Source organism: Pontibacter amylolyticus, from assembly GCF_014638845.1.
Lineage (GTDB): Bacteria > Bacteroidota > Bacteroidia > Cytophagales > Hymenobacteraceae > Pontibacter > Pontibacter amylolyticus.
Window position 1 is genome coordinate 169,218 of the sequence record NZ_BMFP01000005.1, and the last position, 21,159, is coordinate 190,376.

Sequence of the window (21,159 nt, forward strand, 5' to 3'; positions counted from 1 at the left end):
GGTGCCCGCCGCACAGGCGAAGCGATGAAACAATAAGGGTTGCTATACCTACAACAAGCAATTGCTACAAAATCACCTATTTCACCGCGGCCAGCACCCTTTTGATCAACTCGTCCGGATTTCCATTGTGCCAGCGCCACACGATCACGATATCATGCTCCGGATCTACCCAGATTGTGTTCTGCCCGGCACCCAGGGCGGCATAGCTGGTAGTCGGTGCGTTGGGCCAGGCTTTAGCCTCGGTGTTGAGCCACCACAGGTAGCCGTAGTCCGGCCCGACTGTTCCGCGGGAAGTAGTTGCTTCCCTCACCCAATCTTCCGACACAATCTGCTTGTCTTTCCAGCGGCCGTTGCGGAGGAAAAGGTAGCCGAAGCGGGCTTCGTCGCGGGCGCTGATCCAAAGGCCGCCCCCCCAGCGGGTACCGCCGCTCACTGATGGCATGCGCTTGCCGTCGATTTCTACATAGGAGTTGTGGTAAGGCACGTACTGCCAGGTATCGGAGGCATCGATCGGGTCCATCACTTCATCTTTGAAAACTGCAGGTATAGGCTTCTTCCAGAGACGCAAAAGCGACAGGGCAAAGCGGTTAATGCGTACGTCGTTGTACTCGTAGTAGGTGCCCGGAGCTTGCAGCGCACGTGGTTTGCGCTCGCCTCTGCCAAACTCCTCTTTCCCTACAAAGTCGTGCTTTTTGCCCCAAAGCGCGCCCTCCCATTCACTCGTCTGCCGCACGTGGTGCTCCCAGGTCACCTCCCGGTTTTGCTCGGAGTCATAGCCGCCATCCTGCACGTAGTTTGCCACCGGGTCCTGGATGTTTTTGATCATACCCCGGTCGATGGTAATGCCCAGTATCGTAGAGAGCACGCTTTTGGCCACGCTGTAGGTTGGGTCTACGCGATCGGTCTCACCCCACTCCGCCACGATGTAGCCGTTTTTGAGGATAATGCCGTTGGTGCTTGCCCTGTCTTGAGGTATAGGCCCGAGCAGTTTGCCGAAGATTTCCTCCTGCGTGGAGAAGTCCTTGGGCATCTGAGTGGTCTCTTGCTGCCTGGCCCAGTCTACCGCCTCTTGCAGCAGCGCTGCGTCCATGCCAACCTGCTCTGGCTGCTTCTTTTCCCAGTTGTCGCCTTTGCCCGGGTAGTATACCTTGTCTCCGGCTTGCTGTGTGTTGGTGGTAGTGGTCTGCTGCGGCTGTTGCTGGCAGGCGAATGTGCTTAAAGCCAGCGCCAGGTATAGTAGTCTTCTTTTCAGCATTGTGTCAGGTTTAAGGCGATTCAGGTGATAAATCTACACAATTCAGCTATATCCTTTCCAAACTCAGTTAGTCTTTGAACAAAACAACCTGACAGAGGGTAAAATAACACCAATAAAGAAGGAAGCTATGTTACAAATAAAGGTATACTCCGATTATGTTTGCCCCTATTGCTTTTTTGGAGAGCAGGTGCTGGAAAAGGCATTGGAAGGTATGGAAGAGCAGGTACAGGTAGAGTGGATGCCCTTTGAGCTGCGGCCGGAACCCACACCAACCCTTATTCCTAAAGGCGACTACCTGCAAACCACCTGGGAAAACTCGGTGTACCCCATGGGCAAGCAGTTGGGTATACATATCGTATTACCAAACGTATCACCACAGCCCTACACGCACCTGTCTTTTGAAGGCTACCAGTATGCCAAAGAACAGGGGAAGGGAGAAGCGTATACCCATCGCATGTTTACGGCCTTCTTTCAGGAAGAACAGGACATCGGAGATGTGGACGTGTTGACAAAACTGGCAGGTGAGATTGGTTTAGATGAACGGGAGTTCCGGCAGGGGCTGGAGAGTCGCAAGTACAAGGAGGCACATCAGCGGGCGTTGCGCCATGCTACTCAGGAGTTGGGCATAAAGGCCGTTCCTACTTTTATCATCGGCAACAAAATGGTGCGGGGGCTCCTGCGGGAAGAAGATATGCGGCGGCTTATAAAACAGGAGCTGGAAGCATAACGCCTCCAGCTCCTGCCTATTTCGTGACATGCCAATAGCATTTATTCCTGCATATGCTATACCTACCAGCTCGTGCCTCCCCCTCTTTTACCGCCGCCGAGCAGACCACCAAGCAGGCCACCTAGTCCGCCGGAGCCCATACCGCTGTAGCGGCTACGGCCGTTCAGGCCACCCAGCACCGAGGCCATGGAGCCCAGTCCGCTGGTAGAGCGCCGGCCACCGCCCATCAGGCCGCCGCGTCCCGTCATCATGCCGCCGAGCAGTCCGCCTAAAAGGCCACCACCCATACCGCCCAACATGCCGCCGCCACGGCGTTTGCCGCCACTCATCAGGCGGGCCAGCACAATCGGAGCCGCTATGCCCAGTATACCCTGCACCATTTGCGGCGAAATGCCAACGTTCTTGAACATGTCGCCAAAGCCATTCTTGCTCATAAATGCCTGTGAACTTGGGTCTTCTCCATGTTGCTGGGCCTCATCGGCTTTGTCCACAAACTGCTCCAGCAGGCTGTACTGTTTCTGGTCCACCCCCAGGTAGTTGGCCATCTCCTGAATGCGTTTCTGCTCCTGCTGGGTGTACTCGCCATCTGCCTTGGCAAAGCTGATGATGTCGGTGATGAACGGGAAGCGGAGCTGGCTTTTCTTGAGCACGTCCAGCACCCGCTGCATACTGATCTGGGAGGGGTTCTGGGCAATAGACAGCACTTCCTGCTCTACATTCTCGGGCATTTCGGCGGCTTCGCACAATACCCTCAGAAACTCCAGTTCCTCTTCAGAGGCATGCCCATCGGCAGAGGCCATGGAAGCCAGGGCCGCTAAATAGGCGCCCTTCTCTTCCGTGGTATAATCTTTCAACAATGTGGTTTGTTCTTGTTCCATAGCTTCTTAGTATTCTTACTGACATTTAAACGACAGGGCTCCTTAGAAGTTAAGCGCCATGGAACATCTTCTCCCTGTTAGTCTCTTACCCGGTCCAGTGTGTCGCTCAGGTGCTGCGCCTCTTCGGCCGACAGGTTCTTAAATGTGTCCTCTTCCAGTTGTTGCATCAGCGGATCCAGGCTGTCGAGCAGGTCTATACCTTTGTCTGTAATGGCGATCTCTACCTTGCGCCTGTTCTGTTCGCAAAGCTCACGGGTCACCAGCCCCTTCAAACGCAGTTTCTCTACCAATCGGGTGGCATTGCTCATGCGGTTGAGCATGCGCTCCTGTACCGTGAAAAGGTTAATGGGTTTCCCCTGCTGTCCTCTGAGGATGCGCAGCACATTGAACTGTTGCGAAGAAATATCGTAGGGTTTGAGCAGGCTGTCGACACGTGCCATCATCCACTCGCCCGTAAACATCAGGTTCAGGGAGGCCTTCTGGTAGGAGTTCCTGAACTTCGGCATCTTTAATTCATCTTCTAACTTCATGTGAAAAAAATCTAGTGGCGCAATAACGCTTGCAATAATTGTATATACAACATTTTCAAACATTTAGTTGCTTTGCCAGGCAGTGCAATATGTAGAATTTCACTTTGTTATTATTTTTTTATGTTTAAACCTTAGACAAAAAGTATCAAATGGATTTCCTAAGTACTATATTGCGGGCATCACCAACCCGCCGCGCCATCTGTATATGGACATAAAACGTCTCCCTTACCAAGCCGCCACCAACGAAAACCTGTTCGGGTCATCGCCGCAGGTGCTTGCCGCCATGCAACAAGCCCTGAGCAGCGTGCACGGTTACCCCACACCCGACGCTTCCGATCTGCGCCATGCCCTGGCCACCAGGTTAGGCGTACAGGCCGACGAAATTGTGGTGGGAAGCGGCTCGGCAGAGCTGATCTCGCTCCTGGTGCGTCGTTTCTGCGGCCACGACAGGGACGGGGAAGTGCTGACTTTCACGCCTTCCTACCCGCTGTATTGCCAGGAGGCCCGCGCGTTGCGCATTCCCTGCACAGAAATCCCGCTCACCAGTAGCTATCGGATCGATGTTGCGGCATTAAAACGTCAATTGAGGCCTTCTATACGGCTCTGCTTTCTCTGCAACCCCAACAACCCGACCGGCACCTACCTGACGAGCACTGAGCTGGAGCAGGTACTCGACTCGCTACCGACACATGTGACCGTGGTGGTTGACGAAGCCTACATCGAGTACGTAACCGCTCCCGATTGTGCGGATGCGGTGGCTGTGCTGTCGCGCTACCCTAACCTGGTCGTGCTGCGCACCTTCTCCAAAGCCTACGGACTCGCCTCTGTTCGCGTCGGGTACATGATCGCGCAACGCCACCTGATTGAACAGGTGCTGGAAGTGAAACAACCGTATAATGTCAACCAGCTGGCCCAGGTCGCTGCCCTGGCCGCCCTGAAGGACGAGCACTTCCTGCAGATGACAGTGCAGGCCACTCAAACTGGGAAGAAGAAGTTGGAACAGGCCCTGCATAAAATAGGCGTGCAGTTCTGGCCTTCGCAGGGTAATTTTCTGCTGCTGGATGCCGGCGGCTACGGTGCCGATGAAATACACAACTACCTACTCGCAAATCATATCCTGGTGCGCCGCGCCGACCACCATACCCTGCGCCTGACCATAGGCCCGGACGAATACCAGCTATACCTCCTACAAATGCTACAAGAATTGCTACACCCCTCCCGCGTATACGCCACCCAGCCCCTGCTGGCACAAGTGCTTGAACTGGGCTACCACGTACAGAATCAGCCGGAAGAGGCGACAGCCGGCGCAGATGATCTGCTGCACAGCGCAGCCGGGCAAACAGATGCAGCGGGCCGCATTGCGCAGGCTTTTGCACGCGCCCTGGCCTTGCGCTGCCAGCAAGGTATAACCAAGGCCTCCGGCAATCTCTATGCTTCCAATTTCGGGGAGATGGACATGATCGCGGCCTTTAACGTACTGGTAACGGCCACGCCGCTGGTCACTTTCGGGCACCGCTTTGCCAACCACTCCATCCTGCCTGCCATTGCCGGAAAATCATCGGTATACCTGCTCGACCTGGGTATAGGCAGCGGTTTGCAGTGGTTTCATTTGATGGACTTGCTGGCAGACCTGCCCGGTGATCGTCCCAGCCTGCACCTCACGGGCATTGACATACCGGACAGCAGCAACGATGACCCGGCTTACAAGCTTCGGGCTACCGGTGCTCGCCTGGCCGCGCATGCCGGGCGTTTGGGGCTGGCCTTCAGCTATACCTATGTCGCCACCCGCCTCGAAGACTTCGACCTGCAGTCGCTGGAGATCGAACCTTCCCATACCTTGATCGTGAATGCCGCGCTCACCCTGCACCACCTTGCCGACGAACTGGTGGCTATACCTGACCAGCGCGACCGGGTACTGGAGCAGATCCGGGAACTGCAACCGCAGTTGTTCACCCTCACCGAACCTGACTCCGAGCACAACCGACTCGATTTTCTGCCGCGCCTGCGGGAGTCACTGCGCCACTACCACACGGTATTTGATGTGCTGGACACACTGCTGCCAGCCGATATGCCGGAGCGACGCGTGATCGAGCAGGAGTTTTTCGGAAGGGAGATCCTCAATGTGGTGGCCTTTGAGGGAAATGACCGGGTGGAGCGCCACGAGCGGCTGGATGCCTGGCAACACCGCCTCACGCGCAGTGGCTTTAAACCCGCTCCAGTGCAGGTGACAGCCGCCCAGATTCAGGAGGAGCTGGACCTGCACCCGCAGTTCAGTCTGGCCGCGCACACGGCTGGCTATACCCTGCATTGGAAAGGCACCAACATCATCGCGGCCACCGCCTGGCAGGTAGCTGACTAAAGTCCCAGTTTGCGAAGAGCCAGCAGGCAAAGCGCTACCGAGCCCGACACGTGTATCTGACCGCTGAGGACCATTTGCTCGACCTCCTGGAGGGGCACTTTCAGCACTTCGATGTGCTCGCTCTCGTCCAGATTTTGGGCAGCGACTTCGCGCGCATGGCGCATCAGGAAGAAGTAGATCTTGTTGGTATCCTTCGTCGGGTTGTCAATCACTTCCAGGAGCAATTCCACGTCGTCGGAGGTATAGCCGGTTTCTTCCAGCAGTTCGCGGCGGGCTGCTTCCAGCGGGTCGGTTTCATGCGCATCGATCACACCGCCAGGTAGTTCTATGAAGATATCGCTGGCAGCGTGTTTGTATTGCCGCACAAAGAGCACGTGCCCATCTTCGGTGATCGGAAACGTGAGCACCACATCGGGGCGCACGCTCACAAAGTAATCGTCCATCTGGTGGCCGTTGGGCAGCTCCACGTGGTCGCGGCGCAAGGTATACCACTTGTGGTTAAACACCACCTCCGACTTGAGTGTCTTCCAGCGTTCTATTCCTTTCCTAGTCATTGCTTTCAAATTTTCAGCGCGGAGCAGGCTAGCTACCACACAAAAAAGAGCCATACCCGCTTGACAGCAAAGGTATGGCTTCTACTTATTTAAACCGTTTAATATTAGCTGATCGTTACCAGCTGTTCTTCATTGGAAGTGTCCAGGGTCATGAGTTCTCCGACGTAGGTTTCCAGCTCGTGGGCGCGGTGCGCGGCTGTGTGGTGCGCCATTACCTTGCGACGCGCCCGCATGCCAATGGCCTTCCGCTCAGAAGTACAGATCTCGCGGAGATAACGCAGCGTCTCGGAGGCACTCTTGGTGATCAGGATTTCAGACTCCGGCTCGAACAGGGTCTCTATACCTTCCCAATAGTCAGAGATGACGGGCGTGCAGCAGGCGGCCGCTTCGAAGAGTCGCATGCTCGGGGTATAGCCAAACCGGCTGGTACCGGCGCGGGCGATGCTCAGGGCAAAGCGCTGGCTGTTGAAGAAATCGCGGTGCTCGACCGGCGTCAGGTGATGGAGCATGGTGATGTTGCTGGGCCAGCCCATGTCTTCGGGATACTTGGTGCCGGCCACCGCAAAACGTCCGGCCGGCCACTGCGCCGCGGCGTCCACCATCAGTTTCTGTAAAGTCGACTGCCGGTCCTCGGAATAAGCGCCCAGGTAGCCCAGGTCCCATTTTATCTCGCGGTACTCCTGGTGGTAGAGCGTCGGGTCCACTGAAAAATACAGCGGCCGTGCCATGCGGGCGCCATACTGCTGTTCAAACAACTCCAGCGCCGGACCGCCTGTGCAGGACAGGTATAGGTCGAAGGCGGGGATCAGGCTCGCATTGAGGTAAGTCGGTCCCTGGCCTTCCAGTTCGCTGAGGGTAGCGGGTGCATCCAGATCGTAAAAGGCTTTGATGCCCTTTGCCGTCTCGATCACCCATTTCCCGATAGCATTGCCTTCCGCCAGGCTGGAGCCCACGATCACCAGATCGGCCTCTCGCACCTGCTCTGTGTACTGTCGCAGCTGCTCCAGCGAGGCGTACGTGCCGAGCTGGCAGAAATCAGGCTCGCCTAAATCGGGGGCAGTACGCTGCGTTGGCTTTCTTTCCAGGAACAGGGTGTGGTGTGCGTTGGCATGCAGTGCCCGCACCAGGTTTCGGTAAGTAGTGGCATGGCCATTGCCCCAGGAAGTTGTAATCGAAAGGCCAAGTATAACGATGTTCATGTCGTTTTCTGACAGTTTTAGGTAAAGATAAGCTAGTTTTTCATTTAGAGACCGAAATTGGTGCCTCGATCAGCTGTCCATACAGATAACTGTAATCCTGGGCCATCTGGTCGGCGGTGAATCCATGGGAGCGCTTCACGGCACGGCAAGCCATGATGTTGCGGCAAAACTCGTCTTCTATCAGGTTCGCGATCGTATCGCGCAGTTCGTCCGCACTGGCGGGGTCTACGTACCGGGCGGCATTGCCCCATACCTCAGCCATGCTTTCGGTCTTGCCCACTACCAGCGCGCAACCCGACATGGCTGCTTCCAACACCGTCAGCCCGAAAGGCTCGTATTTGGCAGGCAGCGCGTAAATAGATGCTCTTGAGAGCCAGTCGGTCACCTCTTTGTTGGTGAGTTGCCCCAGGAAGTGCACGTTGTCCAGTTCCATGGCCTCCCCAGTTTCCGGATGCTTGCCCTCGCCGGCTATATACACAGGCCACTGCAGGTCCGAAGCGATGTGCGCCAGCATGGAAATATTCTTGGCCTCGTCCCACACCCTGCCCAGGCTGAATACGAATGGCTCTTTGCGTCCAAACTGGAAGTACTGCTGTCCGCGGCCGTTGTACACCACGGCGCTGTGTTTGAACGGACCGTATAATTCTTCGGCCTGGTGCATCATGGCCTGTGTCGGAGCTACCACCACATCGGCTGCCTGCAGCCCTTTGCGCACCATGTCGCTGTACCTGTTCCACTTCTTCGGTGCTTCCTCCTGCTTCACGGCGCGCCACCACGACAGCACACATGAGTGGATTACTGCCAGCACAGGCCTGCCCCAGTCCAGGCTGCCGAAGCTCAGGTGGTTGAGGTGGATCAGGTCGGGCTGCACCTGGTCGCGCAGCTGCAACAGCCACTCCCCGGCTTTTTCCACGTCCTCCCACGGAGCGTCCATCCACTCCAGTTTATACTCACTTTCATACACCGTGAGGTTGGAGATGCTTTCAGCCTGCGCCCGCTGCTCCTCGCTCATGGGCTCGCCCATGGTCGCCAGGGCCACGTTGGTGCCATGCGCTGCTACAGCTCTTGTTAGCTCCAGTGCATACGTCCATACGCTGCCAACCGTATCGGCAGTCATCAGGATAGTCGATGGGTAAAGGGGTGTCTTCATTATCTTTTCTGGTGTAGATATGTGTTACATCATGTTTTGGTTCGGGCCGTTATACCTTGTCCGTCCGGTTGCGGAACGGCTTTGGAAACAGGTATAGGATAGGTAATCGTGCCAGCCAGGTAGAAGGATGTTCAGTGGCTGGCCTGCCAGCGCCTACCGGCAGTGCATTCTATTACGGGTACAAGGTGGATTCCGTTAATGCGATTATCGGTTTTTTACGTTTTTTTATCGGCCGTGCCTCCTATACGCGCCCTGTGTTCCAAAACCATGCATTATTATTAGCCGCCAGGCAGTGTGCAGGCATCGCAGGATTACACCTTGCGTATAACATGCTTGAATCACGCGAGCTTACTTTGAGAGGAGTACCAGAGACCAGTCGTACCAAAGGGCGTATCTTCCTGATCCGCCACGCGCGGCCCGTGGTGCCCAAGAAAGGTTACTTCAGCAAAGCGGCTGCAAGCGACTACATCAGCGCCTACGACGCGGCGGAGGTGGAGCAGTTTGTCATGGAACACGAGGCCATCCCCTACCAGGAGGTCCGTCAGGTATACTGCAGCACCCTGATAAGGTCGCAGCTCACTGCCCGCCAGATTTTCGGGGATGAGGTGGAGCTGGTGGTGCGGCACGAGTTCCGGGAGTTTGAGCGCCGGATCTTCTCACTGCCCCTGCTACGGCTTCCCATCCGGCTCTGGCTGGTGAGCGCCCGGGTGCTTTGGATGATGGGGCTGAACAGCCAGGGAATCGAAACGTTCAGGCAGGCCAAGCGGCGGGCGCGGGAAGCCGCCTCCTTTCTGGCACAGCAGGCCGAGGATAACCCGCCCGTGATACTGGTGGCGCATGGCCTGCTCAACAACTTTATACGCTGGTACCTGCAGGACCTGGGCTGGAAGTCGGTCATTAAAGAGGGCAGTGGCTTTTTGAGTGTGACGATGCTGGAGAAGAAATAACACCCACAGCAGTGGGAATTGAAGCGGTAGGTACCTGAGAATTATCTTTCCTATATACTATGTTTTCCTAAATAACGGAGTCTAATCTGTCAGCAACATTTTAGGGAGATGCTGTTTTTTGTCTTCATCTTAATATAGTTATTTGCATATTTATTTATATTTTTTTTAATATAAGTAAATTATTTCTTCGATTTATTTACACTATTTCCGTAATAACATTCTAAGTGTGAATCAAATTTAACTAATATGAAGAAGAGTATACTATTGAGCTTCTTTTTAGTCCTGACACTTGTGGGAAGTGCCTGGGCTCAGACTCAAACTGTATCCGGTAGGGTCACCGCTGCCACTGACGGCTCTGCGCTACCGGGTGTTACCGTGCTGGAACGGGGCACTTCCAATGGTGTCACCACAGGAGTCGATGGCGAATACACCCTGACCGTACAACCTAACGCTACACTCGTTTTCAGCTTTATCGGTATGCAGCGTCAGGAGATACCTGTCAGTGGTCGCTCCACTATAGATGTGCAGCTGGCAGCCGATGAACGACAGCTGAGCGAAGTTGTAGTGGTGGGGTATGGCACACAGGAGCGCCGTGAGGTAACGGGTGCAACTGCCAAGGTAAGATCTGAAGACATCCAGAACCTGCCAGTAGTTGGTGTTGACCAGGCGCTACAGGGCCGTGCTGCCGGTGTGCAGATTTCGCAAAACTCTGGTACTCCCGGGGGCGGTATAACTGTGCGAGTGCGTGGTGCGACTTCTATCTCTGCCAGCAACCAGCCACTGTACGTAGTGGATGGTGTTCCCCTAACAACAGGTGATTTTTCTCAATTGGGCTTTGGTGGCCAATCAGTTAACGCTGTTACGGATATCAACCCGAACGATATCGAGTCTATCGATATCTTGAAAGATGCCTCAGCTGCTGCCATCTATGGTTCTCGCGCTGCCAATGGTGTTGTATTGATCACAACCAAGCGTGGCTCTGCCCGGCAGACGCAGGTAAATTTCAATATGTACGCGGGTACGCAGAACTACTGGAAAAAGCCGAAACTTTTGAATGCCCAGCAGTATACTGACATCATGATGGAGGCCTTTGAAAATGATGGTTATATACCCGAGGGCCAATACACACCAGAGGAGTTTATTGACTTCTATTATGGCGAAATTGATTTCCCTATTTCCGACACAGATTGGGTAGATGAAATTTCCCGCAGGGCTGGGATCCAGAATTATGAAATCTCTCTGAGCGGTGGCGATCCGAAGACACGCTACTACGTGTCAGGTAACTACTTCGATCAGAAAGGCGTCGTGATCGGCAGCCGTTACCAGCGCTACTCCACCCGCCTGAACCTTGACCACCAGGCGAACGACAAATTCGCACTTGGTACCAGCATCCAGCTCAGCCAATCTGACAGCGATCGTATCATCAGCGACAACTCCATTACCAGCCCGTTTGCCAATGCGCTGGCAGCCTCTCCGCTCTGGCCTGTTTATACCGACATAGAAACCAGAGCGTACTCCTATCCAAATTTCTTCTATACCAACCCGGTGGCAGAAGGCCTTGAGAACGATAATGAGACACGAAACCTGCGCGCCGTAGGCAATGCCTTTGCCAAATACACGATCATACCAGGCCTTGACTTTCAGGTGAAGGGGGGTGTAGATGTGCTGAATGTGGATGAGCGCCGCTACAGTGCAGCCAACTTCCCGGGTGCTACTTTCTTTGAGCAGGAAGGTCAGGCGATCAATGCCACAACAACTGTTTCGAAGCGTCTGCTGGAAGCCACACTTGCTTACAACAAGGCTTTCAACGAGGTACACAGCCTATCTACAGTAATTGGCGCCAGCAACGAAGATAACCTGATTCGCAGCGCCAGTGTGACAGGTGAGGGCTTTGCCAGTGAGCGTTTCCGTTACGTATCGAGCGCAGCCCGTGTAAACGCCGGTACAGGTGCAGAACTCGAGTCTTCCCTGGTTTCATTCTTCGGCCGTGTGAACTACTCCTTCAGAGATAGGTACCTGCTGGGTGTGAACTTCCGTGCGGACGGTTCTTCGCGCTTTGGTGAAAACAACCGCTTTGGTTACTTCCCATCCGTTTCTGCCGGATGGAGATTGATCGAAGAAGACTTTATGTCGGGTCTTGACTACATGAGCGAACTGAAACTGCGTGCCTCTTATGGTGTAACCGGTAACCAGGAGATTGGCGACTTCCGCTACCTGGCCCTTTATACCGGTGGCAGCAACTACCTCGATCTGTCTGGTCTGGCGCAATCGCAGCTGGCTAACCCTGACCTGAAGTGGGAAACCACCAAGCAGTTTAACGTGGGGGCCGACCTAGGCTTTCTGAACGGCCGCGTCAACCTGGCCGTCGACTACTATGTGAAGAAGACGGACGACCTGCTGTTTGCACGCCCTATACCTACCCAGAGTGGTTTCTCAAGTGTGCAGTTTAACGTAGGCTCCACAGAGAACAAAGGTTTTGAGATTGCCCTGAATACGGTAAACATCTCTAATCCGGGCGATGGGTTTAACTGGACGACAGACTTTAACATTGCCCGCAACCGCAACAAAGTAACCTCGCTCTACGAAGGGCAGGACATATTCTACGGTTTCGGCGGCAACTCGATTGTATTGCGCGAGGGCTACCCGATCGGCACGTTCTACGGCCTGATCGCGGACGGCATCTACAGCAGACAAGATGAGGTGCCGGCTTCTAAAACCGAGTTTAATGGCACGCTGGCCGGTGACGTCAACTACCGCGACATCAATGACGACGGCATCATTACAGACGACGACTTTACAGTGATTGGTAACGCCCAGCCAGACTTTATAGGTGGTTTAACAAACACAGTGCGCTTCAAGGGCCTCGACCTGAACGTGTTCTTCCAGTTCTCATACGGCAACGACATTGCTATGCCTTCCCGTGAGTACCAGATGCACCTGGGCCGCTACGACGATAACATGCTGGAGGACGTACTGGGAAGGTGGCAGCAGGAAGGGGATGTAACTGACGTACCTCGTGCCACTTATGAAGATCCGAACTACAATGGCCGTAGCAACTCTTCGCGCTTCATCTACGATGGCTCATACCTGCGCCTCAAGAACCTGGTGCTAGGCTATACCCTGCCATCCACCATCAGTGAGCGACTGAGAATGAGGACGCTGCGCGTATATGCCCAGGCTCAGAACCTCGTTACATTCACCGATTATCCTGGCTTCGACCCGGAGGTGAACTTTGCAGGCACCAGCAACACCACATTGGGTGTGGACTTCTACACCGTGCCGCAGAACCGCACCATCACGTTTGGTATTAATGTTGGATTTTAATCCTTAAACCGATTAGCAAGATGAAAAAATACACCTATATATTGGCTACAGCGCTTGGTTTGAGTGTGCTAACCGGCTGCGAGGATAGACTGGAAGTGGCGCCCACCACACAGGTAGAAGCAGACGTTGCCGTAACTGATTTCAATTCGCTGGACAAGGCAGCACTCGGTGTTTACAGTGCCCTGCAGTCTGAAGATTATTACGGCTTCCGATACAATATTTACCACGAAATCTACTCCGATAACATGCAGTTTGTTGGCACGTTCACCACGGATGCCGAAGCAGCCCGACGCGCTTTAACTGCATCTAACCTGCAGATCGAAAATTTCTGGGGAACCATCTACCTGGTTATCAACCGTGCCAACACCGTTATTGCGCAGGCAGAGCGTTTGGTTACGGCTGGTACCATCACGGCTGAGCAGCGTGATGCCGTCAGTGGTGAGATGCACTTTCTAAGAGCGCTGGCCTACTTTGATCTGGTGAAGGTATTTGGTGGTGTGCCACTTGAGCTGAACGCCACAGCCGGCTTGCCGGATATCCAGAGTTTGGCGCGCTCTTCTGAGCAGGATGTGTATACTCAGATCATTACTGACCTGACTACTGCTGAGAGCATGCTGAGTATGGTAGAGGCTGGCGACCCACGCCGTGCCTCGGGTCTTGCTGCCACTGCTTTGCTTGCCCGTGTGTATTTGCAGAACGGAAACAATGCAGGGGCACAAGCCAAAGCCAGCCAGGTAATTGAGAGTGGTGCTTTCTCGCTGATGCCTACTTTCGCCAGCGTATTTACTAACGAAGGAAGCGGCAACTCGGAGTCTATTTTCGAGATTGATTTCACACCGAACGATCAGAACAGTTTAGGCTCAGCTACCAACCCGAACACACCGGGCCAGAAGTTTTATGTCAGCGAGGATACGTACACCGTACTGCAGGCATCAGCTGCCAACGGCGATTCCCGCTTTGCGGCTACCGTACGCATTGAGGGCTCTGCCAACCGTCGTCGCTTGCTGAAATATGAAGACGCCGTAAACAATGCCGATAACGTGATCGTCATCCGCCTGGCTGAAATGTACCTGATCAGAGCAGAGGCAGCCGTGAGACAAACAGCTAATGGCGGTGACAATATTCTTCCTGTATCGCTACAGGTTCTTTCTGACATCAACGCAGTGAGAACTAGAGCAGGACTTCGGCCACTGCTAGCTCTCACTAACAGAGCAGCCCTGGATGAAATCCTGCTTCAGCGCCGCCTTGAGTTTGTAGGTGAGGGCTTGCGCTTTATGGACCTGCGCCGTTACAACCGTACTTGTCAGGTACTCGGCTTTTGTGATGCACAGGCTTTCCGTAACCTATGGCCTATTCCATTACAGCAGATCGAAATAAATCCTAACCTAGAAAAGAATCCCGGCTACTAAGCCGAAGCCTCTTCACCAGAATAAAAATAGCTCTCCATCTGGGGAGCTATTTTTAATTAAATTTCGTAAAAACTAAACTTTTAGTTTGTAAACTAAGTAATTAGTTATATATTTATCCTACCAAGCAACCAATAGCCTTATGAAAGAACTCACCAAAGCCGAAGAAGAGATCATGCAGATCCTTTGGAAACTGGAAAAAGGATTTGTGAAGGACATCTTAGAGGAGATGCCGGAACCAAAGCCTGCCTACAATACCGTGTCCACGATAGTGCGTATTCTGGAGAAGAAGGGCTTTGTGGGCTATACCGCCTTTGGCAAGTCGCACGAGTACTTTCCGCTGGTGGCCGAGGACAAGTATAAGAGCTTCTTTCTGAAGAATTTTATGAGCGGCTATTTCGGGGGCTCTTTCGAAAAGCTCGTTTCTTTTTTTGCCAAGGACAACAACCTGGATGTGAAAGAGCTGGACCAACTGATGCGCCATGTAAAAGACGACCTTAAAGAGGAGGACCAACAGGATGGAAACAACGGTTAATTACCTGCTGCAATCGGCGCTGGCCCTGCTGGTGCTCTACCTGTTCTACAGGCTTGTGCTGCACAACCAACCCGGCCTGCTCTACAACAGGCTATACCTGCTGTTGGCTCCTGTTCTGGCCCTGACTATCCCGTTGCTGGAGTTGCCGCTGCCGTTTCAAACGGTGCTCCCCGCTACCGACCTTATACCTGCCATCCAACTGCAGGAAGTGCAGGTAGTGGGCTCTGGTTCAGCCGCGTCGGCTACGGAGCCGCTTTTTTCGACAGGCCAATGGCTTCTGATAGCTTATAGTGCGATCGGGCTTGTGCTACTGGCCAGGCTATACCTGCAGGTGGTCCGCATACGTTCGCTGGCTTCTGCCGCCAAACCGGTTTCTTCTCCAGGTGCCGAGGCGACCGTTCTCCAAACCGAAGGGCAGTTTCCCTCGTTCGCCTTTCTGCACTATGTGTTTCTGGGAGATATGCAGCATTTGTCTGCCCAGGAGCAGCAGCAGATTCTTTTGCATGAAATGGCCCACGTGCGCCTGCACCATACCTACGACGTGCTCTACTATGAGATCCTGACGGCTGTGCTGTGGTTTAACCCGCTGGTGTGGCTGATGAAGGAAGAACTGCGCAACGTACACGAGTTTCAGGCCGATGCCGAGGTACTGGCCAACTGCCAGCCCCAGGAGTACAGCTCCCTGCTGGCCAAAGAGGCACTCTTTATGGCCGGAATACCGGTGGGCAGCTACTTTCAGAAGCCCCAGGTTTTCCGCCGCCTGCGCATGCTGCAGCTGCACGGCAAACCTGCCAGCAAAATGCGCCTGCTTCTGGTGCTGCCTGTCGTCCTGACGCTGCTGGTTGCCTTTTCGGCCAGCAAGGTAAGCGCTGACATCACCCCCCTCATGGAAGAGCCGGCTTCGCTATCGGAAATTCTCATCACCGCTCCCGCCCGGAAAGAAGCTATACCTTTTGGGAACCAGAAGCGTGCAGACACAGGTATAAGCCAGGAGCCAACAGCCACGCCAGCAACTACAACTCCTGAAGCAAGTAATGTGGTAAAGGATGAAATGAAGCTGGTGAAACCGTCCGTCACGATCCCGCCCTCCGAAGACGAATTCAGTGCTGATAAACCTTATACCTATGTGGAGCAGATGCCTCAATTTAATGGCGGTGAATCGGAAATGATAAAGTTCCTGGGCCGCAACATACGCTATCCGAAAAATGCGCAGGAGGTAGGCGTGGAAGGCCTGGTTGTTCTGAGCTTTGTGGTAGACAAAAACGGAGGCCTGCAGGATATCACGATCCTTAAAACGCTGCATGAATCGCTCGACAAAGAGGCTTTGCGGGTAGTGGAGAAAATGCAGGGCCAGTGGTCTCCGGGCAGACAAAATGGAGTGGTTGTCCCGGTACGCTATACCTTACCCATTCGCTTCGCGATAAAATAGCACTCTCACCCTTATGTATACCTGATTTGCCCGGCCTGAAAACCGGGGCAGGATGCCTATTGCCTTTTCTTTCCTAAAACGAAACCTTAAAAATACCTCTCATGAAAAACAAAAACACACTCAAAACCCTGCTGGCTGCTCCCCTGCTGGCCCTCTCGCTCACTTGCGGACTGCAGACGGAAACGCTTGCTCAAAGCAAAAAATCTGCAAACGAACCCTACTCCTATGTGGAGCAAATGCCACAGTTCAAGGGCGGTGAATCGGAGATGATGAAGTTCCTGGGCACCAATATCCAGTATCCGGCTATCGCCAAAAGTAACGGCCTCGAAGGCCTGGCCGTGTTGAGCTTCGTGGTAGAAACCGACGGCAAAATCAATGAAGTAAAGACCGTTAAGTCGCTCAGCAAAGAAACCGATGAAGAGGCAATGCGGGTTGTGAAACTGATGAGTGGCCACTGGAACCCTGGCCGGCAGAACGGAGAAGTTGTGCGGGTGCGCTATACCTTGCCGATCCGGTTTGCACTGAACGACAACGACCGCACCGCCGCTGCCAGCGTAGCCAATCGCATGCCTGCTTTTAAGGGCGGCAATGAGGCGATGTTCCAGGCGATGAAGGCCCACCTGGCCTTGCCTGCCGAAGCCAAAAACGAGAACCTGAACGCCCGCGTGATGGTGAAGTTCTATGTGGACCGTGAGGGGCAGGTGTCGAATGTGCGACTGGAGGGCACGAAACTGAAGAAAACCGTGGGACCAGGCTCCGAACTCGACTACATGGACGCCTCTATGTTCCAGCTGCAGAACAAATCCCTACTGGCTAAACTGTCAGAATCGGCTATGGCGGCTGTGAAAGCCACCTCCGGCCAGTGGGAACCAGCCCTCAAAAGCGGTCAGCCAAGTGGTGCCGAAGTGGTGCTGCCGGTGCAGTTTCTGGGCTCAGAATCCGGCCATAGCAGCGAAAAAATGGGCGTACCGAGCATGACCAAGTATACCAAGAGCTACTATAACCTGGACGAAGTGGATGTGAAGCCAACCTTTAAAGACGGCTCCTTTGAGCGATACCTGGCCAAAACAGTACGCTATCCGGCGGCTGCTACTTTTGAAGGGGCTGTAGAGGTGACTTACATGGTAAAGGACAACGGCGATGTGATGACGATGATTCCTACAAGTGTCGGCAGAGAGCTACATGATGTACTATCCGCTGCTTTCCGGAGCACGAACGGGAAATGGAACCCCGGTAAGGTAGACGGGAAATATGTGGGCGTGACACAGAAAATCAAAATTCTGTTTGTGACCGAAAACGGCGGCAAAAATCAGGATCTAGAGAAAGCCGACGTGGTGGTAACACGGCAAAAATAATCCGTTAACATTTTGTGCCCTTGTATTTTGAGCCATCACCTGTATGAAGCCTCACTCCTTACTTTCGATAAGCTGCCTACTGTTTTTCTTGATCTCAGGCTGCAAAAACACGCAACCCATCGAGACGATCACGTTCCAGCATACCTATAAATTCCAATCGGCTATTAAGGAGAAACTGGACCAGGACACGGTAGCCTGGAAGCATCAGCTGGCTGCGAGTGACTTCGCTACAAGTGGTGATTACAGAAAAGCATTGGAGTTGTGGGATGTTGCCTTCCCCGGAAGTTTTACACCTTACACTAAGCATGAACTGGATTCACTCCGGGAAAGGTATAGGGTCATTCCGGCGGCAGATTACATAGTGGAGCAGGCCAGGTTACACCAGGTTGTCATCATCAACGAGGCACACCACAGTTCGCTGCATCGGGTGTTCACCAGGTCGCTGCTCCAAAGGCTTTACGAAAATGGGTACAGGAACCTCGGACTCGAGGCACTCACAAATGGCAAGCTGAAAGACAGTCTGCTCCATGACAGGAAATACCCTGTCATGGAGACGGGCCACTACACCAAAGACCCACAGTTTGGTAATCTGATCCGGACTGCACTGGAAATCGGGTATAACGTGTTTCCTTATGAAACGACCAACCGGAACAATGGCAAGCCCAGGGAAATAGATCAGGCCAGAAATATTCAGAAAGTCATGGAGAGCCGACCTAACGAGAAGTTTTTGATCCACTGCGGATTTGGACATGTGGTGGAAGGCGAGCACGACCAATGGGAAAAAGCGATGGCCGGCAGATTAGCAGAGTACAAAGGTATAGATCCGTTAACGATTGAACAGGTAGCTTACTCTGAAAAGAGCAAGCCGGAAATGTCCCACCCGCTGCTGCAGACTTTCAACATCACTCAACCTTCCGTCTTGCTGGATCAGATGAACCAATCTTTCCGACTCGAACGCGGCAAGACCTGGGCCGATGTGGCTGTGCTTCACCCGTTCACTTCTTACAAAAACGTAAGGCCTGGCTGGCTTTTCGAAAATGGGAATAAGAGTGTACTAGTTGACCTGAGCACAATCCAGCTGGAATTCCCGGTGTTGCTCATGGCGTTTCCGGAAGGAGAAAATGTGCAGGAGGCTGTTCCCGTGGACATACTCGAAGTTCCGAATCAGCAATCTTCTCCCCGCCTTGCTTTGCCGAAAGGCAAATACGAGCTTGTGGTGGTGAACCGAAAGGAAGATGCAAGGAAGCTGAAAATAAAGGTAAAATAGCAGCAAAGCCGCTCCGAAATGTATCCGGGGCGGCTCTGCTTTCACTCTTTACCTAGGCTATACCTTACAAATCCCACTCGTTCAAGGTGGCCATGGCGTGGTAGGCGGTCATATCGAACTGGCAGGGCACGACTGATACGTAGTTGTTTACCAGCGCCCATTCGTCGGTGTCCTCGCCTTTGTCATAATTCACGAAGCTGCCCGTCATCCAGAAATAGTGGCGGTTGCGCGGGTCGAGGCGCTCGTCAAACTCCTCCTGCCACCTGGCATGGGCCTGTCGGCATACCTTCACGCCTTTTATCGGCTCTTCGCTCTTTTTCGGAAAATTCACGTTCAGGGCTGTGTTTTCAGGTATACCGTGCTCCAGCGCCTGCCGGATGATCAGCTCCACAAACTCCTCGGTATGCGAAAAATCCGCCTCGTGCCCGTAGTCGCAGAGCGAAAAACCGATAGCCGGAAGCCCTTCTATTGCCGCCTCAATAGCCGCTGACATGGTGCCTGAATACAACACGCTGATGCTGGAATTGGAGCCGTGGTTGATGCCGCTCACCACCAGGTCGGGCTTGCGGTCCTTCAGTACATGGAACTTGGCCAGTTTCACGCAGTCAGCCGGGGTGCCGGAGCACTCGTATGCCTCTACATCCATATCATCGAAAGCGATGGAGCGGTCGAGCCGCAGGGTGTTCCCGATCGTGATCGCGTGCCCCATACCTGACTGCGGACCATCGGGCGCCACAATCACGACGTCCCCTATCTTCTTGGCCACTTTCACCAGCATACGTATACCTGGCGCTGTGATGCCGTCGTCGTTCGAAACCAGTATTAATGGTAAAGCCATTTTATTATTTTTAGTTGATGTATAACGAAAGAAACGATTTACGTTTTGGTGCTAATATACGACAACCCCGGCTGTCAGAACAGGGTTACAAGGAATATAATGATTCCCTAATCTTACCTTATGCTTAAGAATATAATGTACGCTATCCTGTTGGGGGTGGGCATGGCAGCTTGCCTGGCCGACCATAACAACACCGGTCAAGCGGACGCCACCGCAAACACAACAGCGGATGAGACTATGTCAGATACCGTTGAACCCGACACAAACACCGAAGCCACAGACCCGGCTAATTTGGTGCTTGGCAAAGGCCAGGCGGGCAGGGTCCGGATCGGTATGCCCATAGCAGAAATGCGCAGCCAGGTGCCAACAGGCTGGCAGATCAGGGACACCACCCTGCAGCTGGAGGGCCAACAATACACGGCGTATGTGCTCAGCAATTCGGAAAGCCCGCACGGCATGCTGGTGGAGCAGCTTTGCGAGCCCAATTGCCAGGTATGGCGCATCAGCATCCGCGACACCAACTACAGAACGGCCCAGGGTATAGGAGTCGGGTCGAAGTACGGCGAAGTGGTACGGCAGCACCCTATTGACTACACCAGTTTAGGTGAAGCAGGTTTTGTGGCTGTGAGCGAAAAATCGGGCATGTCCTTCATCTTGGATTCCTCACAATTAGATCAGAATAGCCTTCATAAGCTGAAACCCGACCAGATACCTGCCAATACGCTTGTTCGCAGCATTTTAATATATTAGGTTATTGTAATATTTCTGCGAATTGCGTATTATTGCTCGCATGTCATTACTCCGCGCCCGCTATAGCTATAAAAACACCGGACTGTTGCTTCTTCGCATCGGCATCGGCATCATGTTCATACTGCACGGCTGGCCTAAAATGGTGGGCGGACCGGAGCGCTGGGCGAAGATCGGAGCGAACATGCAGCTGCTGGGGATTGACTTTATGCCGGAGTTCTGGGGTTTTATGGCCGCTTTTGCCGAGACGGTAGGCGGTGGGCTGCTGGTGCTGGGTTTGTTTTTCAGGCCCGTTACGGTGTTGCTTGTGATCACCATGCTGGTGGCAACCCTGCGCCATGTCTCTGCCGGCGATGGATTTGGCGGTTACTCCCACTCCCTTGAAGCAGCCATTCTCTTTTTCGCCCTCTACTTCATCGGCCCTGGCAGGTATAGCCTCGATAAAACATTATTCCCCAATAAGAACCGGAAGACGTTTCAGGTATAGCCTATACCTATGCACGATTCGGACAGTTCGCGACCCAATTCCGTCAATTTAAGGACCTTTCTGTCTTTTCGACCCGGGGGTAGGGGCCCTCGTTTTGGGAAAAATCTGAATAAGTGCGAAAATTTCGAAAGAATCCAGCTCTCTCCTATCGTCGAGTTGACAGTTTGAGTTG

18 protein-coding genes are annotated in these 21,159 nt (G+C 53.6%); 11 read left to right on the forward strand and 7 right to left on the reverse strand.

Translation table 11 applies throughout. The annotated features are described in order from the left end of the window. Positions 1–76 precede the first annotated feature (76 nt). Positions 77–1,255: a serine hydrolase domain-containing protein gene (locus IEV97_RS13675; RefSeq protein ID WP_188502048.1), complete on the reverse strand. Its 1,179-nt coding sequence runs from the start codon at positions 1,253–1,255 to the stop codon at positions 77–79. A 127-nt stretch (positions 1,256–1,382) separates the two neighbouring features. On the opposite strand from IEV97_RS13675, the gene IEV97_RS13680 reads away from it, so the two are divergent. Next, positions 1,383–1,982, forward strand: coding sequence for a DsbA family oxidoreductase (locus tag IEV97_RS13680; RefSeq protein ID WP_188502049.1), 600 nt, complete (start codon positions 1,383–1,385; stop codon positions 1,980–1,982). A 62-nt stretch (positions 1,983–2,044) separates the two neighbouring features. Here the strand turns inward: IEV97_RS13680 and IEV97_RS20155 are convergent, their stop codons facing one another. Continuing rightward, the gene (locus IEV97_RS20155) at positions 2,045–2,860 is read right to left on the reverse strand and encodes a tellurite resistance TerB family protein (protein ID WP_188502050.1); all 816 of its coding nucleotides are present in this window, start codon (positions 2,858–2,860) and stop codon (positions 2,045–2,047) included. Positions 2,861–2,937: 77 nt separating this feature from the next. After that, complete coding sequence (locus IEV97_RS13690; protein ID WP_229733944.1) at positions 2,938–3,390, reverse strand: MarR family winged helix-turn-helix transcriptional regulator; 453 nt, start codon at positions 3,388–3,390, stop codon at positions 2,938–2,940. A 205-nt stretch (positions 3,391–3,595) separates the two neighbouring features. Here IEV97_RS13690 and hisC point away from each other — a divergent pair, with 205 nt between their 5' ends. After that, the gene (hisC, locus tag IEV97_RS13695; RefSeq protein WP_188502051.1) at positions 3,596–5,749 is read left to right on the forward strand and encodes a histidinol-phosphate transaminase; all 2,154 of its coding nucleotides are present in this window, start codon (positions 3,596–3,598) and stop codon (positions 5,747–5,749) included. On the opposite strand, the gene IEV97_RS13700 is transcribed toward hisC, so the two are convergent. The 3 genes from IEV97_RS13700 to IEV97_RS13710 all read right to left on the reverse strand — a co-directional run bounded on the left by IEV97_RS13700 (position 5,746) and on the right by IEV97_RS13710 (position 8,652). Continuing rightward, a complete protein-coding gene (locus tag IEV97_RS13700; protein WP_188502052.1) occupies positions 5,746–6,303 on the reverse strand; it encodes an NUDIX hydrolase in 558 nt (185 codons plus the stop codon). The two genes, hisC and IEV97_RS13700, sit on opposite strands and share 4 nt — an antisense overlap. Positions 6,304–6,407: 104 nt before the next feature. Then, the gene (locus IEV97_RS13705; protein WP_188502053.1) at positions 6,408–7,502 is read right to left on the reverse strand and encodes a CgeB family protein; all 1,095 of its coding nucleotides are present in this window, start codon (positions 7,500–7,502) and stop codon (positions 6,408–6,410) included. Positions 7,503–7,542: 40 nt separating this feature from the next. Further along, entirely contained in the window at positions 7,543–8,652 is a 1,110-nt protein-coding gene (locus IEV97_RS13710) for a glycosyltransferase (protein ID WP_229733945.1), read from the reverse strand. Between the two features lie 329 nt (positions 8,653–8,981). Between IEV97_RS13710 and IEV97_RS13715 the strand changes: the two genes are divergently transcribed. The 7 genes from IEV97_RS13715 (at position 8,982) to IEV97_RS13745 (ending at position 18,915) form a co-directional block, all read left to right on the forward strand. After that, positions 8,982–9,599 carry a histidine phosphatase family protein gene (locus IEV97_RS13715; RefSeq protein ID WP_188502054.1) on the forward strand — a complete coding sequence of 206 codons (618 nt, stop codon included), beginning with the start codon at positions 8,982–8,984 and terminating at the stop codon, positions 9,597–9,599. Between the two features lie 246 nt (positions 9,600–9,845). Next, positions 9,846–12,923 (forward strand): SusC/RagA family TonB-linked outer membrane protein, encoded by a 3,078-nt coding sequence (locus IEV97_RS13720; protein ID WP_188502055.1) that lies wholly within the window; start codon positions 9,846–9,848, stop codon positions 12,921–12,923. 20 nt (positions 12,924–12,943) lie between these two features. Further along, positions 12,944–14,332 carry a RagB/SusD family nutrient uptake outer membrane protein gene (locus IEV97_RS13725; RefSeq protein ID WP_188502056.1) on the forward strand — a complete coding sequence of 463 codons (1,389 nt, stop codon included), beginning with the start codon at positions 12,944–12,946 and terminating at the stop codon, positions 14,330–14,332. A gap of 139 nt (positions 14,333–14,471) precedes the next feature. Next, positions 14,472–14,864, forward strand: coding sequence for a BlaI/MecI/CopY family transcriptional regulator (locus IEV97_RS13730; RefSeq protein WP_188502057.1), 393 nt, complete (start codon positions 14,472–14,474; stop codon positions 14,862–14,864). Beyond that, positions 14,848–16,293: a M56 family metallopeptidase gene (locus tag IEV97_RS13735; RefSeq protein ID WP_188502058.1), complete on the forward strand. Its 1,446-nt coding sequence runs from the start codon at positions 14,848–14,850 to the stop codon at positions 16,291–16,293. Before IEV97_RS13730 ends, IEV97_RS13735 begins: the two co-directional genes overlap by 17 nt. A 101-nt stretch (positions 16,294–16,394) precedes the next feature. Beyond that, entirely contained in the window at positions 16,395–17,648 is a 1,254-nt protein-coding gene (locus IEV97_RS13740) for a TonB family protein (protein WP_188502059.1), read from the forward strand. Between the two features lie 88 nt (positions 17,649–17,736). Next, a complete protein-coding gene (locus tag IEV97_RS13745) occupies positions 17,737–18,915 on the forward strand; it encodes a hypothetical protein (protein WP_188502060.1) in 1,179 nt (392 codons plus the stop codon). Positions 18,916–18,979: 64 nt separating this feature from the next. Here the strand turns inward: IEV97_RS13745 and surE are convergent, their stop codons facing one another. After that, on the reverse strand, positions 18,980–19,753 hold the full coding sequence (gene surE, locus IEV97_RS13750; RefSeq protein WP_188502061.1) for a 5'/3'-nucleotidase SurE: 774 nt from the start codon (positions 19,751–19,753) through the stop codon (positions 18,980–18,982). A gap of 120 nt (positions 19,754–19,873) precedes the next feature. Between surE and IEV97_RS13755 the strand changes: the two genes are divergently transcribed. Together IEV97_RS13755 and IEV97_RS13760 are read left to right on the forward strand one after the other, a co-directional pair. Beyond that, positions 19,874–20,503 carry a mechanosensitive ion channel protein MscS gene (locus IEV97_RS13755; RefSeq protein ID WP_188502062.1) on the forward strand — a complete coding sequence of 210 codons (630 nt, stop codon included), beginning with the start codon at positions 19,874–19,876 and terminating at the stop codon, positions 20,501–20,503. 40 nt (positions 20,504–20,543) lie between these two features. Next, on the forward strand, positions 20,544–20,987 hold the full coding sequence (locus IEV97_RS13760; protein ID WP_188502063.1) for a DoxX family protein: 444 nt from the start codon (positions 20,544–20,546) through the stop codon (positions 20,985–20,987). The last annotated feature ends 172 nt before the right edge of the window (positions 20,988–21,159 follow it).

Excerpts from the sequence above, each read along its gene's own strand:
- IEV97_RS13730 (WP_188502057.1), top strand. The coding sequence starts at position 14,472 with ATGAAAGAACTCACCAAAGCCGAAGAAGAGATCATGCAGATCCTTTGG.
- IEV97_RS13675 (WP_188502048.1), bottom strand. The coding sequence starts at position 1,255 with ATGCTGAAAAGAAGACTACTATACCTGGCGCTGGCTTTAAGCACATTC.
- IEV97_RS13740 (WP_188502059.1), top strand. The coding sequence starts at position 16,395 with ATGAAAAACAAAAACACACTCAAAACCCTGCTGGCTGCTCCCCTGCTG.
- IEV97_RS13680 (WP_188502049.1), top strand. The coding sequence starts at position 1,383 with ATGTTACAAATAAAGGTATACTCCGATTATGTTTGCCCCTATTGCTTT.
- IEV97_RS13705 (WP_188502053.1), bottom strand. The coding sequence starts at position 7,502 with ATGAACATCGTTATACTTGGCCTTTCGATTACAACTTCCTGGGGCAAT.
- IEV97_RS13710 (WP_229733945.1), bottom strand. The coding sequence starts at position 8,652 with ATGAAGACACCCCTTTACCCATCGACTATCCTGATGACTGCCGATACG.
- IEV97_RS13760 (WP_188502063.1), top strand. The coding sequence starts at position 20,544 with ATGTCATTACTCCGCGCCCGCTATAGCTATAAAAACACCGGACTGTTG.
- IEV97_RS13755 (WP_188502062.1), top strand. The coding sequence starts at position 19,874 with ATGCTTAAGAATATAATGTACGCTATCCTGTTGGGGGTGGGCATGGCA.
- IEV97_RS13715 (WP_188502054.1), top strand. The coding sequence starts at position 8,982 with ATGCTTGAATCACGCGAGCTTACTTTGAGAGGAGTACCAGAGACCAGT.
- hisC (WP_188502051.1), top strand. The coding sequence starts at position 3,596 with ATGGACATAAAACGTCTCCCTTACCAAGCCGCCACCAACGAAAACCTG.
- IEV97_RS13720 (WP_188502055.1), top strand. The coding sequence starts at position 9,846 with ATGAAGAAGAGTATACTATTGAGCTTCTTTTTAGTCCTGACACTTGTG.
- IEV97_RS13735 (WP_188502058.1), top strand. The coding sequence starts at position 14,848 with ATGGAAACAACGGTTAATTACCTGCTGCAATCGGCGCTGGCCCTGCTG.
- IEV97_RS13725 (WP_188502056.1), top strand. The coding sequence starts at position 12,944 with ATGAAAAAATACACCTATATATTGGCTACAGCGCTTGGTTTGAGTGTG.
- IEV97_RS20155 (WP_188502050.1), bottom strand. The coding sequence starts at position 2,860 with ATGGAACAAGAACAAACCACATTGTTGAAAGATTATACCACGGAAGAG.
- surE (WP_188502061.1), bottom strand. The coding sequence starts at position 19,753 with ATGGCTTTACCATTAATACTGGTTTCGAACGACGACGGCATCACAGCG.
- IEV97_RS13690 (WP_229733944.1), bottom strand. The coding sequence starts at position 3,390 with ATGAAGTTAGAAGATGAATTAAAGATGCCGAAGTTCAGGAACTCCTAC.
- IEV97_RS13700 (WP_188502052.1), bottom strand. The coding sequence starts at position 6,303 with ATGACTAGGAAAGGAATAGAACGCTGGAAGACACTCAAGTCGGAGGTG.